General features: G+C 68.0%; 12 protein-coding genes. 5 read left to right on the top strand and 7 right to left on the bottom strand.

The window, feature by feature from the left end:
* Nucleotides 1-10: 10 nt before the first annotated feature.
* Nucleotides 11-1,273 (bottom strand): amidohydrolase family protein, encoded by a 1,263-nt coding sequence (locus AC5YGJ_RS13655; RefSeq protein WP_496186830.1) that lies wholly within the window; start codon nucleotides 1,271-1,273, stop codon nucleotides 11-13.
* Entirely contained in the window at nucleotides 1,273-2,682 is a 1,410-nt protein-coding gene (locus AC5YGJ_RS13650; protein ID WP_249842887.1) for an amidohydrolase, read from the bottom strand. Before AC5YGJ_RS13650 ends, AC5YGJ_RS13655 begins: the two co-directional genes overlap by 1 nt.
* A 152-nt stretch (nucleotides 2,683-2,834) precedes the next feature.
* On the opposite strand from AC5YGJ_RS13650, the gene AC5YGJ_RS13645 reads away from it, so the two are divergent.
* Complete coding sequence (locus tag AC5YGJ_RS13645) at nucleotides 2,835-3,611, top strand: AMP nucleosidase (protein WP_057497361.1); 777 nt, start codon at nucleotides 2,835-2,837, stop codon at nucleotides 3,609-3,611.
* 43 nt (nucleotides 3,612-3,654) lie between these two features.
* On the top strand, nucleotides 3,655-4,194 hold the full coding sequence (locus tag AC5YGJ_RS13640; protein WP_005410992.1) for a DUF924 family protein: 540 nt from the start codon (nucleotides 3,655-3,657) through the stop codon (nucleotides 4,192-4,194).
* A 108-nt stretch (nucleotides 4,195-4,302) separates the two neighbouring features.
* Here AC5YGJ_RS13640 and grxD read toward each other — a convergent pair whose 3' ends face one another.
* Nucleotides 4,303-5,229 carry a Grx4 family monothiol glutaredoxin gene (gene grxD, locus AC5YGJ_RS13635; RefSeq protein ID WP_496186829.1) on the bottom strand — a complete coding sequence of 309 codons (927 nt, stop codon included), beginning with the start codon at nucleotides 5,227-5,229 and terminating at the stop codon, nucleotides 4,303-4,305.
* A gap of 59 nt (nucleotides 5,230-5,288) precedes the next feature.
* Between grxD and AC5YGJ_RS13630 the strand changes: the two genes are divergently transcribed.
* Nucleotides 5,289-6,068, top strand: a complete 780-nt coding sequence (locus AC5YGJ_RS13630; RefSeq protein WP_496186828.1) for a polysaccharide deacetylase family protein — start codon at nucleotides 5,289-5,291, stop codon at nucleotides 6,066-6,068.
* Nucleotides 6,069-6,190: 122 nt separating this feature from the next.
* On the opposite strand, the gene AC5YGJ_RS13625 is transcribed toward AC5YGJ_RS13630, so the two are convergent.
* The 3 genes from AC5YGJ_RS13625 to AC5YGJ_RS13615 are packed head-to-tail and all read right to left on the bottom strand — an operon-like array spanning nucleotide 6,191 to nucleotide 8,810.
* The gene (locus AC5YGJ_RS13625) at nucleotides 6,191-6,910 is read right to left on the bottom strand and encodes a class I SAM-dependent methyltransferase (protein ID WP_309333606.1); all 720 of its coding nucleotides are present in this window, start codon (nucleotides 6,908-6,910) and stop codon (nucleotides 6,191-6,193) included.
* A gap of 4 nt (nucleotides 6,911-6,914) precedes the next feature.
* On the bottom strand, nucleotides 6,915-7,532 hold the full coding sequence (locus AC5YGJ_RS13620; protein WP_496186827.1) for an SGNH/GDSL hydrolase family protein: 618 nt from the start codon (nucleotides 7,530-7,532) through the stop codon (nucleotides 6,915-6,917).
* Nucleotides 7,533-7,535: 3 nt separating this feature from the next.
* Nucleotides 7,536-8,810 (bottom strand): pyridoxal phosphate-dependent aminotransferase, encoded by a 1,275-nt coding sequence (locus tag AC5YGJ_RS13615; protein ID WP_496186826.1) that lies wholly within the window; start codon nucleotides 8,808-8,810, stop codon nucleotides 7,536-7,538.
* Between the two features lie 114 nt (nucleotides 8,811-8,924).
* On the opposite strand from AC5YGJ_RS13615, the gene rsgA reads away from it, so the two are divergent.
* Nucleotides 8,925-10,034: a ribosome small subunit-dependent GTPase A gene (rsgA, locus tag AC5YGJ_RS13610; RefSeq protein ID WP_496186848.1), complete on the top strand. Its 1,110-nt coding sequence runs from the start codon at nucleotides 8,925-8,927 to the stop codon at nucleotides 10,032-10,034.
* Nucleotides 10,035-10,157: 123 nt separating this feature from the next.
* Nucleotides 10,158-11,411 (top strand): flavohemoglobin expression-modulating QEGLA motif protein, encoded by a 1,254-nt coding sequence (locus AC5YGJ_RS13605; protein WP_249842893.1) that lies wholly within the window; start codon nucleotides 10,158-10,160, stop codon nucleotides 11,409-11,411.
* Nucleotides 11,412-11,840: 429 nt separating this feature from the next.
* Here AC5YGJ_RS13605 and AC5YGJ_RS13600 read toward each other — a convergent pair whose 3' ends face one another.
* Nucleotides 11,841-14,144: a TonB-dependent receptor gene (locus tag AC5YGJ_RS13600; protein WP_496186825.1), complete on the bottom strand. Its 2,304-nt coding sequence runs from the start codon at nucleotides 14,142-14,144 to the stop codon at nucleotides 11,841-11,843.
* Between the last annotated feature and the right edge of the window lie 132 nt (nucleotides 14,145-14,276).

Raw genomic sequence — 14,276 nt, 5'->3', positions numbered from 1 at the left:
TTGAAGGCGGTCAGGGCTGCGCGTTGCGCTGAAGGTAGCGGTCGCGCAGTTCGGTCTGGCGCGAGCGCATCGGCATCGCACGGCCGCCCAGCCAGACCTGTTCGGCATAGTGCGCCACATCCAGCGGGTCGCCTTCCCAAAGCACCAGGTCGGCGCGCTTGCCCGGCTCGATGCTGCCGATCTGGTCGGCCACGCCGAAGGCCTGTGCCGGAACCCGGGTCAGGCCGGCCAGGCCGTCGGCCCAGGGCAGGCCGTTGGCGACCGCGTTGCCGGCCAGCTGGCGCATCTTGCGCGCGTTGTGCGAGGCATCGCCGCGCTGCACGAACGACACCGCCACGCCGGCCCGATGCAGGCGCGCGGCGTTTCCCAGGGTGGCACCGATCTGGTCGAAGCTGGCCGGCAGATTGGCCAGCACGTCGACGAACACCGGCACATGCGCCGCTGCCAGTTCCGGCGCCAGCTGCCAGGCTTCGCTGCCGCCGGCCAGGGCGATCTTCACTTTCTCGCGCGCGGCCCAGCGCAGCAGCTGGCGGATGTCCGCCGCGCGGTCCACCTCCACCACGATACGGCCCTGGCCGGCCAGGTAGCGGCCCAGCGTGCGCCGCCCGGCCGGGGTCAGCAGGGCATGCGGCGAATCGGCGGGCACCTGGCCGCGGGCCTCATCCACCATCTGCTGCAGCAGCATCCATTGCGCCGCGCGCGAGTGGCCGGTCAGCTCCGATGCTGCCGAGCCCAGGCGCAGGAACAGGGCGTGCGGCCCGAGGGGATCGGCGCTGCCGTCCAGCCGGACCACGCCGCCCTGGCCGGCCACGAAGCCGCCTCCGGTGGCCGCACCCAGCGCGGTGAAGCCGATGCCCTCCAGCCGCGCCACCGGGATCAGCACCGAGGCCGGGTTGTAGGCCAGGGTGACGTCGAACTCGGGTCGCAGCGGTTGCTCGCCGATCTTCAGCGTGCTGTCGACCGTGCTCGATTCACCGGAGACTTCTTCAATGCCGATCTCGGTGATGCCACCGAACAGTGCCGGGGTCAGCGGCCGACCATTGGCCTCGACCGCGGTCACCCCGGCCGGTGCCGACAGGCCGGCACCCACCGCGCGGATGATGCCGCCCTGCACCAGTACGTCGGCGTTGTGCAGGCTGCCGCGCGCGCTGGCGGTGTGCACCGTGGCGTTGCGCACCAGCAGGTCCTGCGCCGATGCCGTGGTTGCCAGCAACAGCAATGCCACCGCGGTAGCGCCGGGCCATGCCCGGCGACGCTTGTTCAACGCGCCCATCAGCGCACCTCCTGGCCAAGCTGGAAATCTGAGCGCGGCGTGGCCTCGGGCACGCTGCGGTCATACAAGCGCCGGCCATCAATGAAGACCTGTTCGGCCAGCGCATAGGAACTGAAGGGGTTGCCGTTCCACACCACCACGTCGGCCATCTTGCCGGCCTCCAGGGTGCCGGTCTGGCCCTCGATGCCCAGCGCCTTGGCGGCGTTGGCGGTCATCCAGGTGATGGCATGTTCGGGGGTGATCTCCGGCATGCGCGCGCGTCTTGCCGAGGCCATCACCTTGGCCGCTTCCTGGTTCAGGCGCTGGATGCCTTCGGGCGAATCGGAATGGACGATGGCACAGCTGTTCTTCGGCCGGTCAACCAGCGCGATGTTCTCCTGGATGCCGTCGAAGGCTTCCATCTTGAAGCCCCACCAGTCGGCCCATAGCGCACCGCAGACGCCGTCGGCGGCCAAGCGGTCGGCCAGCTTGTAGGCCTCCACGCCATGGTGGAAGGCGGCCACCTTGAAGCCGAATTCCTTGGCCAGGTCGAGCATGGTGGCCATTTCGTCGGCGCGGTAGCAGTGGATGTGCACGCGGATGTCGCCCTGGATCGCGCCCGCCAGCGTGTCCAGCTTGAGGTCGCGCTTGCCACCGGCATCGCCGGCGCTGTCGCCCTTGTCGCTGCCGAACCAGCGCTTGCGCTTGGCCGCCTTGGGCGTGTTCTTGGCGATGTAGTCGGCGGCGTCGATGAAGGCGGCACGGTAGCCGGCCACGTTGCCCATGCGCGTGGCCGGGGCTACGCCCTTGCCTTCGCCGTAGACCCGCTTGGGGTTTTCGCCGCAGGCCATCTTCAGGCCCCATGGCGCGCCGGGGAACTTCATCGCCTGGTAGGTGATGGCCGGTACGTTCTTCAGGGTGACGCCACGGCCGCCCACCAGGTTGGCCGAGCCGGGCAGCACCTGCATGCTGGTCACGCCGCCGGCCAGCGCGGTGGCAAAGCCGGGATCCTGCGGCCACACCGAGTGCTCGGCCCAGACGTTGGCGGTGACCGGCGCGGTGACTTCGTTGCCGTCGCTGTGCGCGCCGACGCCGGGGCTGGGGTAGACGCCCAAGTGTGAGTGCACGTCGATCAGCCCCGGCGTCACCCACTTGCCCTGCGCATCGATGCGGGTGACTCCGGCGTCGGCCTGCAGTTGGCGGCCAACGGCGGCGATACGGCCGTCGCGCAGCAGCACGTCGGCGTTGTCCAGGCGTTGGCCGGTACCGGTCAGCACGGTGGCGTTGTGGATCAGCACCGGCGCATCGGGATGGGCCTGGTAGGTGCTGGGATAGGGGTCTGCCACGAAGCGCGAGGCGCCCACGGCGGGTGCGGTGGCCATGGCCAACAGTGCCAGCCCCACCCCAGCGCGCAGCATCGTTGATGTCATCCAGCTCCCCTCCAGGCATAGTCCAGCCGCCGACGCTAGCCGGGCGGTGGTGGGCTTGCCAAGTGACCTTCTTCACAGGGCAGTGGCGGGCGGCTCGACGGCATCGCCCGGCTGGCTGAAAATAGCCGGTCCCACGCCGTACCGGACCGACCATGAAGAGCAAGCAGGAAATCGTCGACAACTGGTTGCCACGCTATACCGGCGTGCCGCTGGACCAGTTCGGCCAGCACATCCTGCTGACCAACTTCGGCGGCTACCTGCATACCTTTTCCGAGCTGACCGGCGCACCCGTCATCGGCCTGGACCGGCCCATGGCCAGTGCGACCATCGACGGCATCACCATGATCAACTTCGGCATGGGCAGCCCCAACGCCGCGATCATCATGGATCTGCTGTCGGCGGTGATGCCCAAGGCGGTGCTGTTCCTGGGCAAGTGCGGTGGACTGAAGCGCAAGAACCAGCTGGGCGACCTGGTGCTGCCGATCGCTGCGATCCGGGGCGAGGGCACCTCGGGCGACTACCTGCCGCCGGAAGTTCCGGCCTTGCCGGCCTTCGCGCTGCAGCGTGCGGTGTCGACCATGATCCGCGACCTCGGTCACGACTACTGGACCGGCACCGTCTACACCACCAACCGCCGGGTCTGGGAGCACGACGAGGCGTTCAAGGAGCGGCTGCGGGCGATGCGCTGCATGGCCATCGACATGGAGACGGCCACGGTGTTCGCCGCCGGCTTCGCCAACCACATCCCCAGCGGCGCGCTGCTGCTGGTTTCGGACCAGCCGATGATCCCGGACGGGGTCAAGACCGAGGCCTCCGATGCCAAGGTCAGCTCCCAGTTCGTGCAAAACCATATCCAGATCGGCATCGAGGCGCTTAAGCTTATCCGGCGCAACGGCAAGTCGGTCCGCCACCTGCGCTTCGACGAATGATGATGACGGCCTGGCGCGGCGCGCCGGCCCTGGGGAGTAGGTGATGGACGTTGCCGCGCAAGTGGTGGAATTCTGGAAGGAGGCGGGCCCTGCAAAGTGGTTCGCCCGCGACGACGCGTTCGACGCGCAGTTCCGCCAGTTGTTTCTGGATGAGCATTTCGCTGCGGCCTCGCGCGCGCGCGAACACTGGCTGGGCAGTGCCGAGGGCGCGCTGGCATTGATGCTGCTGCTGGACCAGTTCCCGCGCAACTGCTTCCGCGGGACCGCCCATTCCTACGCTACCGACGGCCTGGCGCGGCACTACGCCATGCGTGCGATCGAGGAAGGGCTGGACCTGCAGCTGGTGCCGAAGCTGCGCGCCTTCATCTATCTGCCGTTCGAGCACTCTGAAGATCCGCTGGACCAGGACCGTTCGGTGGCGATGTTCGACGTGCTCGGTGACAAGGAATACCTGCAGTACGCCGAACTGCATCGCGACATCATCCGCCGCTTCGGCCGTTTCCCGCACCGCAACGCAGTGCTCGGCCGTTTTCCCACGGCCGAAGAGCTGGATTACCTGGCCGAAGGTGGCTTCGCCGGGTAGATCCACGCCATGCGTGGATGCAGAAAACGCCGGCGAATGCCGGCGTTTTCTGTGCTGGGGTCAGATCCCTTTCCGCAGGAGAGGGCTCTGACCCCATGCCGGAACCGATCAGTACTTCGGCACGCCGTTGTCGACCTCTTCGGACCAGGCGTTGATGCCGCCGGTGACGTTGAACACCTTGCTGAAGCCCAGGGCGCGGAACTGCTCGGCGGCCTGCGCGCTGCGGCCACCGTGGTGGCACAGGAAGGCCAGCGCGGTGTCCTTGGGCAGGGCTTCCAGCTCGGCACGGCCGTTGCCGTCGAAGCTCTTGAACGGCACGCCGACGGCGGCGATGGCGCGTTCGTCGGCCGGGCGCACGTCGACCAGGGTCACGTTGCCGGCGCGCACCAGATCGTCGGCATCGCGCACGCTGATTTCCTGCACCGGCTTGGGCGCGTTCGGGTTGTCGATGGCCAGGCCCTTGCCGCGGATGTCGTCCACCCAGTCGATGGTGATGCCGTTGGCGCGGCGCGCGCTGGCCAGGTCGAACTGCACGCGCAGGCCATTGGACTCGGCCGCGATCGCGCCTTCATCGCGCGGGGCCAGCTGGAAGTTCGGCTGGAAGCGCGCGTCGATGGTCAGCTGCAGGGCAGCGCCCGGGGCGTCGGCCAGTGCGCCCTTGAGCATTTCCACCGCGGCCGGGGTGACAGTGATGCTCGGCGGGGTGCGGTCCGGCGCGGCCAGGCCCAGCACGCTGCTCAGCTCGCCGCTGGCAGCCATCTGCAGCACGATGTCGCTGCCGCCGACCAGTTCGCCGTCGATGTACAGCTGCGGGATGGTCGGCCAATCGCCGTAGGCCTTGATGCCTTCGCGGATTTCCTGGTCGGCCAGCACGTTGACGTGGGCGAACTCGACGCCCAGATCCTGCAGGGCACCCACGGCCTTGGCCGAGAAACCACACTGCGGCATCGACGGCTGGCCCTTCATGAACAGCACGACGCGGTTGGCGTTGAGGATGGATTCGATGCGCGAACGCAGGGCGGGATCGAGGGACATGGACGTCGGGGTTCCGGGAATTCGAATCAGCAATTCTACCCCCCATGGCATCATGGGGGATGAGCAACGCAGGAACATTGCATCGCATCCCGGCCCGCCCCTGGCGCTGGCTGCCCTGGCTGTTGCTGTCGCAACTGGCCGTGATCCTGATCTGGGCGCTCGCCGGGTGGCAGTGGGGCCTGCCCGTGATGGTGGCCAGCCACGCGCTGTTCATGGTGCCGGTGTTCCTGCCCAACAGCCGCTTCTACGCGCCGGTGCTGAGCCGCCTCCCCGAGGCCGTCGGGAGTGTCTGGCTGACCATCGATGATGGCCCCGGCCCGGAAACCCGCGCGGTGCTCGACCTGCTGGACCGCCACCAGGCCCGCGCCACCTTCTTTCTGGTGGGCGAGCGTGCGCTGGCGCAGCCGGAGCTGGTGCGCGAGATCCTGCGCCGCGGCCACGATCTTGGCAATCACAGCCTCAGCCACCCGCAGGCCCGTTTCTGGCGCCTGGGCCCGTCTGCCATGCGCGCCGAGATCGAAGGCTGCCAGCACGCGCTGCAGGCAGTCGGTGGGCAGCCGGTGCGCTGGTACCGTTCGGTGGTGGGCATGACCAATCCGTTCGTGGCGCCGGTGCTGAAGGCGCTGGGGCTGGTGCGCGTGGGCTGGAGTGCCCGCGGCTACGACGGCGTCGGCTGCACCCCGGACGGCGTGCTGGCGCGGCTGCTGCCGGACCTGCGCCCAGGGGCCATCGTGCTGCTGCATGAAGGCGCCGCCCATGGGCACAACCAAGTGATCATCGAGCGCGTGCTGCAGGCGCTGGACGAGCGCGGGCTGAAGGCGCAGCTGCCGGTTCTGTAGCAGCCGAGCGTGGGCTCGGCGCTAAAGGGGCGGGCGATCATCCTGTAGCGCCCGAGCCGATGCTCGGGCGGCGGTGCGCAGCACCGGAAAGCGTCGGAGAGCAGTCGAGCGTGGGCCCGGTTCTACAACGCAGGGCGTTCGGCCACCAGCAGCCAGCTGTTGAACGGGGTTCGCCCATGCAGCGGGCGCGGGGCCCTGACCTGCAATCCCGCTGCGGCCAGCGTCGCCTGCACGACCTGCGGGTCGGGGTAGTGACGCGGCCGCGTGCCCATCCAACCGACCAGCCAGGCCAGCCGGTCCGCGACCCGGGTAGTGCGGTCTCGGCCATCGCCGGTGGCCAGCGGTGTGCGCAGCAGCAGGCGGCCACCGGGTGCCACCTGCTCGCTGGCGGCATGCAGCAGCACCTGCTGCGGGCCTGCGTCCAGGTACTGCAGTACGTCCAGCAGCAGCACGTGCCCGCGATGGGCCGGCAGCGGTGCCTGCACATCCAGGCAGTCGAAACGCACATCCGGCAGGTCGGCAGCAGCGCGCTGGGCGCGGGCGATCTTGCCGGCATCCAGGTCCACGCCCAGGTAGCGCTGGGTACCGCCACGCTGGCGCAGCACATGGGCGAACAGGCCCAGCCCGCAACCCAGGTCCAATACCGGCTGCCCGTCGTCCGGCAAATGTTGCAGCACGCCGTCATACAGCGGATCGCTGCCGAGTTTGCCGCGGGTGTAGTAGTAGTCGCGGCGGCTGCCCCAGGCCTGTGCCGGCCGGAAAGCCTCGGCAATCGAACGGGCCTGGAGTGCCGTCAGGGGCGTGCAGGGCAGGGGCGTGCCATTCCGTGGCGTGCCGTCCATCGCCTCAGCCCGTGCTGCCGAGCAGATGCGCGGCAATCGGCAGCGCGCGTTCGCTCCACAGCGCGTACATCCGCGCCGAGGGGTGCAGGCCGTCCTCGGCGATCATCGTCGGCGCGTCGCCCTGGGCGCGGCTGATGTCGGTGATGTCGACGAAGGCCACGCCGTGCCGGGTGCTGATCACTTCGGCGGCGGCATTGAACTCGTCGGTTTCGATCTCGATCGCGGCCAGGTCGCGGCCACTGCCGGCGCCGAACGGGGTCGCACCCCAATCGGGGAAGGACAGCACCAGCACGTGCCCTGCATCGCCACCAGCGAAGCCGATTGCCCGCTGCAGCAGCGCTTCAAACTGCTCGCGGTACTCGTCCAGCGGGCGGCCACGGTACTGGTTGTTGACGCCGATCAACAGGCTGACGAAATCGAAGGGGCCCTGCGGTGCCACCGCATCGATGCCGGCATCGAGTTCGTCGGTGGTCCAGCCGGTGGTGGCAATCGTCTGCGGGTCGGCCAGGTCCACGCCCTGCGCACGCAGCGCGGCGGCCAGCTGGTGCGGCCAGCGGCCTTGAACCGCAACCGCTTCACCAATGGTGTACGAGTCGCCCAGTGCCAGGTAGGACAACGCCACGGCTCAGGCCACCGAGCGGCGCGGCTTCATCGGCACGACCTTGGTCGCGTCCTCGGCACGGCGCGCCAGCACGCGGTCGATGCGGGCGAACACATCGCGCATCACCGCCGCTTCCGGCAGCAGGGTCACGCGGAAATGGTGGCGGTAGGGCACGTTGAAGCTGGAGCCCGGTACCACCAGCACGCCTTCATTGTTCATCAGGTCCAGCGCGAAGGTGTGGTCGTCGAAGCCCTTGGCGGCGGCGCCGACCACGGCCGGGAACGCGTACAACGCGCCCGCCGGTGCGACCAGTGACAGGTGCTCGCTGGCGTCGCACGCTTCGATCACCGCGCGGCGGGTTTCATACAGGCGGCCACCGGGGGCGCACAGCTCGGAAATGGTGTCCGGGCCGTTCACCGCAGCCTCGATCGCATACTGCCCCGGCACGTTGGCGCACAGGCGCAGCGCACCGAGCAGGTCCAGCGCGGCGCGGAAGTCGCCCAGGCGTGCATCGTCACCGCTGAGGTGGGCCCAGCCCACGCGCCAGCCGCAGGCGCGGTGCACCTTGCTCAGGCCGCTGAAGGTCAGGCATGGGTGGTCGCCGGCCAGCGGCGCGACCGGCTGGAACACCGCATCGTCGTACAGGATCTGGTCGTAGATTTCATCGACCAGCAACAGCAGGTTGCGGCGGCGCGCGATCTCCACCACGCGCTCCAGCAGTTCACGCGGGTAGCTGGCGCCGCTGGGGTTGTTCGGGTTGATCAGCACGATGGCGCGCGTGCGCGAAGAGACCAGGGTCTCGATCTCGCTCGGGTCCGGCTGGAAGCCGTTTTCGGCGGCGCAGCGGTAGTACACCGGGCGGCCATCGTTGAGGATGGTCGAGGCCGACCACAGCGGGTAGTCCGGCGAGGGCACCAGCACTTCATCGCCCGGGTTGAGCAGTGCGCGCAGCGACAGGTCGATCAGTTCGCTGACGCCGTTGCCGACGAACATGCGGTCCGGGTGCGCATCGGGTGCTCCGCGACGGGCGTAGTACGCCGCGATCGCTTCGCGCGCCACTGGCAGGCCCTGCTGGTGGGTGTACGGGTCGGTGCGGCCCATGTCGTCGGCGATCGCGCGCTGCAGGTGCTCGGGCGCGCGGAAACCGAAGTTGCCCGGGTTGCCGATGTTGAGCTTGATCAGCTTGCGGCCCTGCGCCTCCAGCTCCCGGGCTCGCCGCGCCAGTTCTCCGCGGATTTCGTAGCGCACTTCGGAAAGGCGCTCGCGGATGGCCAGGGGCTTGGGCGAGGAGGTGGACATGGGGTATGGGCCGTCAAAAGGCATGGGGTTTCCATCCTACCGGAATTGCTGCAATGCATGGCAAGGCCCCAGGGCCTGCCGTTGTTGGGCTGGCAGGGCATCGGCACGGGTAGAATGGCGGTGATGACCCAGACCCCCGATTTCACCGCCCTGCAGACCATCGGCTGGCCCTGGCCGGGCCCGCCGCAGCAGGCCGACTGGCAGGCCGCGATGGCCGCGCACCCGCAGGCCCGCCCGGCGCGGGTGATCGAGCAGCACCGTACCCACTATGTGGTGGCCGACGGCCCGGACGCGGCGATCAAGGCCGAGTCACTGCCGGAATGGCAGCGCCCGCGCTTCCCCAGCCATGAACGGCCGGCGGTGGGCGACTGGGTGCTGCTGGACGGCATCCGCATCGTCGCCCTGCTGCCGCGCCGCACCGCGATCAAGCGTGGCGCCGCCGGCGAGCATTACCACCAGCAGGTGATCGCGGCCAACATCGATACGGTGTTCATCGTCTGCGGCCTGGATGCCGACTTCAATCCGCGCCGCATCGAGCGCTACCTGCTGCTGGTGGGCGGCGGCGGTGCCGAACCGGTGGTGGTGCTGACCAAGGCCGACCAGACCGAGTACAGCGAAGACGCGCTGGCGGTGCTGGAAGAGCTGGAGATGCAGGGCATCGCGCTGCATGCGATCAACGGCCTGGATGCGGAAAGCGTGGCCGTGCTGCAGCCTTGGCTGGGCCCGGGCCGCACCGTGGTGCTGGTCGGTTCCTCCGGTGCCGGCAAGTCCACACTGACCAATACCCTGCTCGGCGAGCAGCGGATGAAGACCAATGCGGTACGCGCCAACGACTCGCGTGGCCGCCATACCACCACCCATCGCGCACTGATGCCGCTGCCGATGGGCGCGTGCCTGATCGACACCCCTGGCATGCGCGAACTGAAGCCGACCGGTGAAGAGACGCTGTCCGAAGGCGGCTTTGCCGATATCGAAGCGTTGGCTGCACAGTGCCGCTTCAACGACTGCAAACACCAGCAGGAACCGGGCTGTGCGGTGCGCGCGGCGATCGAGGCGGGCGAGATCGAAGAGAGCCGGCTGCTGAACTACTTCAAGCTGAAAGAAGAAGTGGCTGCCGCCGCCGCCAAGCTGGCGGTGCGCCAGGCCGAGACTGCGCAGGAGCGCGGTGGCAAGAAGGGCAAGGGCCAGCAGTTCCGCCCGGCCGGCAAGCCGCGCCGGCGCTGACAGTGCAGCCGAGCGTGGGCTCGGCTCTACAACGGTTGTATCCCGGGATACCTTGTAGCGCCCGAGCCGATGCTCGGGCGGCGGCGCTCTGCGCCGGAAACGGCAGGGCGCTATAGTCCGCCCATGGAACCGACCGCGACGCTGGACCGTGACGTGGCCCACCATGCAGCGCTCGATGCGCGCCTGGTCGAGGCCGTGGGAGGCATCCGCCTGCTGGGCCTGACCAGCTGGCCGGCAACGCTGCAGGCACCCTTCCTGGACAGCGTGGCGCGCGGCCAACCGGTGCTGCCCAAGGTCGACTATCCGCGGTTGGATTTCAGCGAAGAGCGCCGCGCACTGGCGGCGATCTCTGCCGAGTGCGATGACACTCATCCGCTGGGCCACTACGTGCGGCAGTCGGCGCACAGCTGGGACCTGGCCGCGCAGCTGCTGGAAGGGCTGGGCACCGCCGCCGTCGATACCTGTTCAGTACAGCTGTTCGGCGCGCCCGAGCAGCCGCTGCCGGGCAATGGCCCGAGCACGCGTGAAGCGGCGCGGCACTTCATCCAGATTGCCGCCGAACTGGACCACGAACTGCTGGCGCCGGAAGAGCAGGTGCCGGTCTCGGCCATCGCCCTGCAACTGCAGCTGCAGAACGATCTGGACGCTTTCTTCGAATCACGCATCATCCAGGTGCAGCTCGACCCGGAGCTGGTCTCCAAGGCCGCCGCCGGCCCGACCCGCATCCGCCTGCGCACCAGTGCGCGTTTCAGCGCCTACGACCGTGCGCAGCTGTTCCACCACGAAGCGCTGGTGCATTCGCTGACCGCATTGAACGGCCGCGAACAGCCGGTGCTGCCCAGCCTGGCGTTGTCTTCGCCACGGGTGACCGCAACCCAGGAAGGGCTGGCCACTTTTGCCGAACAGATCACCGGCAGCATCGACATCGAACGCCTGAAACGCATCAGCCTGCGCACCGAGGCGATCGCGATGGCACGCGAAGGCGCCGATTTCATCGAGGTGTTCCGCTACTTCTGCGATGCCGGGCAGAACGTGGAAGAAAGCTTCGCTTCGGCGCAGCGCGTGTTCCGCGGCGTGCCACCGAGCGGCGGCCTGGCCTTCACCAAGGACACGGTGTACCTGCGTGGCCTGGTCTCTGTGCATACCTTCTTCCGCCATATGCTGGCCGAGGACCGCCTCCAGGTCTGCCGCTGGCTGTTCGCCGGCAAGATGAGCCTGACCGATGCGATTGCGTTCGCGCCGTTGTTCGAGGCCGGTGTGTTGAAGCCGCCGCGCTGGCTGCCGCACTGGGTGAGCCGGGCGAACGGGCTGGCCGGCATGCTGGCGTTCTCGCTGTTTGCCAACCGGATACGGATGGACCAGCTGGCGCCGGAATGAAAGGCGTTGGCGGACGCTCCAGCGCCTGCCTGCTATCGGAGGGGAGGAGGCGGGGCACCCTGGCCAGGACCGTTGGCGCCATGGATGGCGCCATCGAGCACCATGGAGGGGCTTTTGCGTGTCCTGGCCAGGGTGCCCCGCCTCCTCCAGACAGTTTTCTGCGGGCGCGGTAGCAGGTCCACCAGAGGGATTACGCTTGAAGAAGCAAAGAGCCGGGTAATGCCCGGCTCTTTGCTTTTACTCTTGCTTTCCATTGCCCCCGCGCCGGGGCAGGAAATTGTCGAGCGCGGTGGGATGGGCCGAGGCAGGACCGTGAGGCGCATGGATGCGCCGACCGAGCCTACAGGGACGTACTTGCGGCGTGTCCTGCCTCGGCCCGTCCCACCTCGCCCCGCTGCGGTACGATGCGCCGCAGCGCCCGCTTCTGACTTAGAACTCGGCCGCCACCGTCATGAACACCTGACGCGGTGCGCTTGCATGGATCGCATAGCGCGTACCCTTCGGATCGGTCGGCGCGAACGAGCTCAACTGGCCGGCATAGCGCTTGTTGGTCAGGTTGGTCGCGTTCAACGACACCCGCACATTGCGCAGGCCGAAGCCCGGGCCAAAGTCGTAGCCGGCACCGGCGTCGAAGGTGGTCACGCCCGGCACCGACTGGTCGTTGGTGTAGGTGTAGTAGCGCTTGCCGGTGTACTTGGCACGCAGGCTGGCGAAGAAACCGTCGCGGTTCCAGCTGATCTCACTGGAGGCCATGCGCTGCGGCGTATCCACGGTGATCTTGCCGGCCACCGGCACGATCGCGCCGCCCGAGGTGTAGTCATCCTCGTAGGTGGTCTTGTTCCAGGACAGCGCGTTGTACCAATGCAGGCCGTCGATCGGCTTGAGGATGAAGGTCAGCTCGGCGCCGTGGCTCTTCACCGAACCGACGTTGATGAAGCGCGTCACGCACTCCGGGCGCGTGCCCACTTCGATGCTCGAACACGGGTTCAGCGACAGCAGGCGGTTGTCGAACTTGACGTTGTACGCGGCGATCGAGGCCTGGTACTTCTCACCGAAGGTACGGAAGCCGGCTTCCAGGCTCTTCGACTTCTCCGGCTCCAGGCCGGCGCTGGCCGCGAACGATTCCGGCGACACCTGCAGCGGGCCACCGCTGCCACCACCGACGAAGGCGGCGATGTTCTCGGCGTACGAGGCGAACAGCTCGTTGTTGGCGTTGAGCTTGAAGCCCAGGCCCACCTGCGGCAGCACCGATTCCTTGGCGTTCAGCGTTCCCGAGGCGATGCTGGTTTCCACGCCCGGCTTGGCGGTGGCGCGCATGCGGGAGTTCGGGCTCTTGATGCCCAGGTCCACGGTCAGGCGCTGATCGAGGAAGCGCATGCGGTCCTGCACGTAGAACTGGCGCGTGCGGATGTCGAAGTCCTGGTTGAACAGCAGGCGGTCCGGGTTCTTCAGGTACAGGTCGTCAAGGAACGGGCCATTGATGTAGTAGAAGTTGCGCGACACGTTATGGTCGTTCTGCTCGTACCAGAGGCCGGCTTCCAGTTCGTGGATGCCCACCGTCCACGACAGCGCGGCGGTCAGGCCATCACGGTTGATCGTGTAGTTGGTGCTGCGGATGGAGATTGGCAGCATCTTGTCGGTGCCCGGGTAGGACGGCTGGCCCGGTGCCCACCAGTGGCCCTGGCCACGGTTGTCATGGTGATAGGCCAGCAGCTTCAGGCGGCCCTGGTCGCCCAGACGCAGGTCTGCATCAACCGAATACAGATTGTCGTCGCGCAGCGCGCGGCTCTGGTAGTAGGCATCGTCGATGCTGTTGACGCCACCGCTGAACGCACAGCGCGCCTTGTTGTAGGTGCCCGGCGCGCAGTACGCGGCCGCCACGGCGCGGTCCCAGTCCGGCGCATAGATGTTCCAGTCATAACCCAGGCCGCGAGCCAGCATGTCCTTGGACAGGTAGGCGTAGTTGGCCTGGCTGGCGCGCGAGGTGGCCACGAACGCACCGAAGCGGTGGTCGCCCACGTTCCACACCGCCTTGGCGTTGAACTGGCGGGTGGTCTGGTTCTGGTACGGCGCGGCCCACATGTCCTGGTCCTGGTGCACGCCGGACACGTAGGCCGAGAAACCGTTGATGTCGCCGGTATCCACGCGCAGGTAGCCACGGCGCTGGCTGTCGTCGCCCACGGTGACGCTGGCGCGTCCACCGAACTCGGTGGACGGATCCATCGAGAAGTACTGGATGGTGCCACCCAGGTTGCTGGTCGAGGCCACGCCCAGCGAGCCGATGCCCTGCGACAGTTCGGCGCCGGCCAGGTTCTCGGCGATGATTGCGCGGGCGATGCTCAGGCCGTTGTAGTTGCCGTAGCTGTTGTCACCCAGCGGAATGCCATCGAGCGTGTAACCCAGGCGGCTCTTGTCGAAACCGCGCAGGCTGATGGTCTGCGATTCTTCGTTGGCGCCGAAGGCATCGTTGGACTGCACCGACACGCCCGGCAGGCGGTCGAGGATCTTCTGGCCACTGGTGCCCGGCGGCAGCACCTGCTTGTCGACGGCGGTGATGCGCTGTACCTGGCGGGTCTCGCCCTGGCCGATCACGGAGACGGTATCCAGCGTCTGCGCGCTCAGCGCGGCTTCGGTGCTGGCGTTGGCGCCGGTGTCGGCCACGGTGGCGGCATGTGCGCTGGCGGCGGCGGAGAGCGCGATCGCCACGGCGATCGTCAGGTGTCGGGTCTGCATGGTGGTCCGTTGCATTGGGGGTGGTCACCGGCATGCGTGCGCGGTGCATGGCCACTATGCGAACGGAACATGAAACCTTCTTTACGAAAAACCAACGAACGGTGCAGGGCACTGATTCGTGTCCTGCAACAC

The organism is Stenotrophomonas sp. CS3K5 (assembly GCF_059515225.1).
Note: the sequence above shows the minus strand (reverse complement) of the source record. Positions and strands in the feature narration are given on the sequence as shown.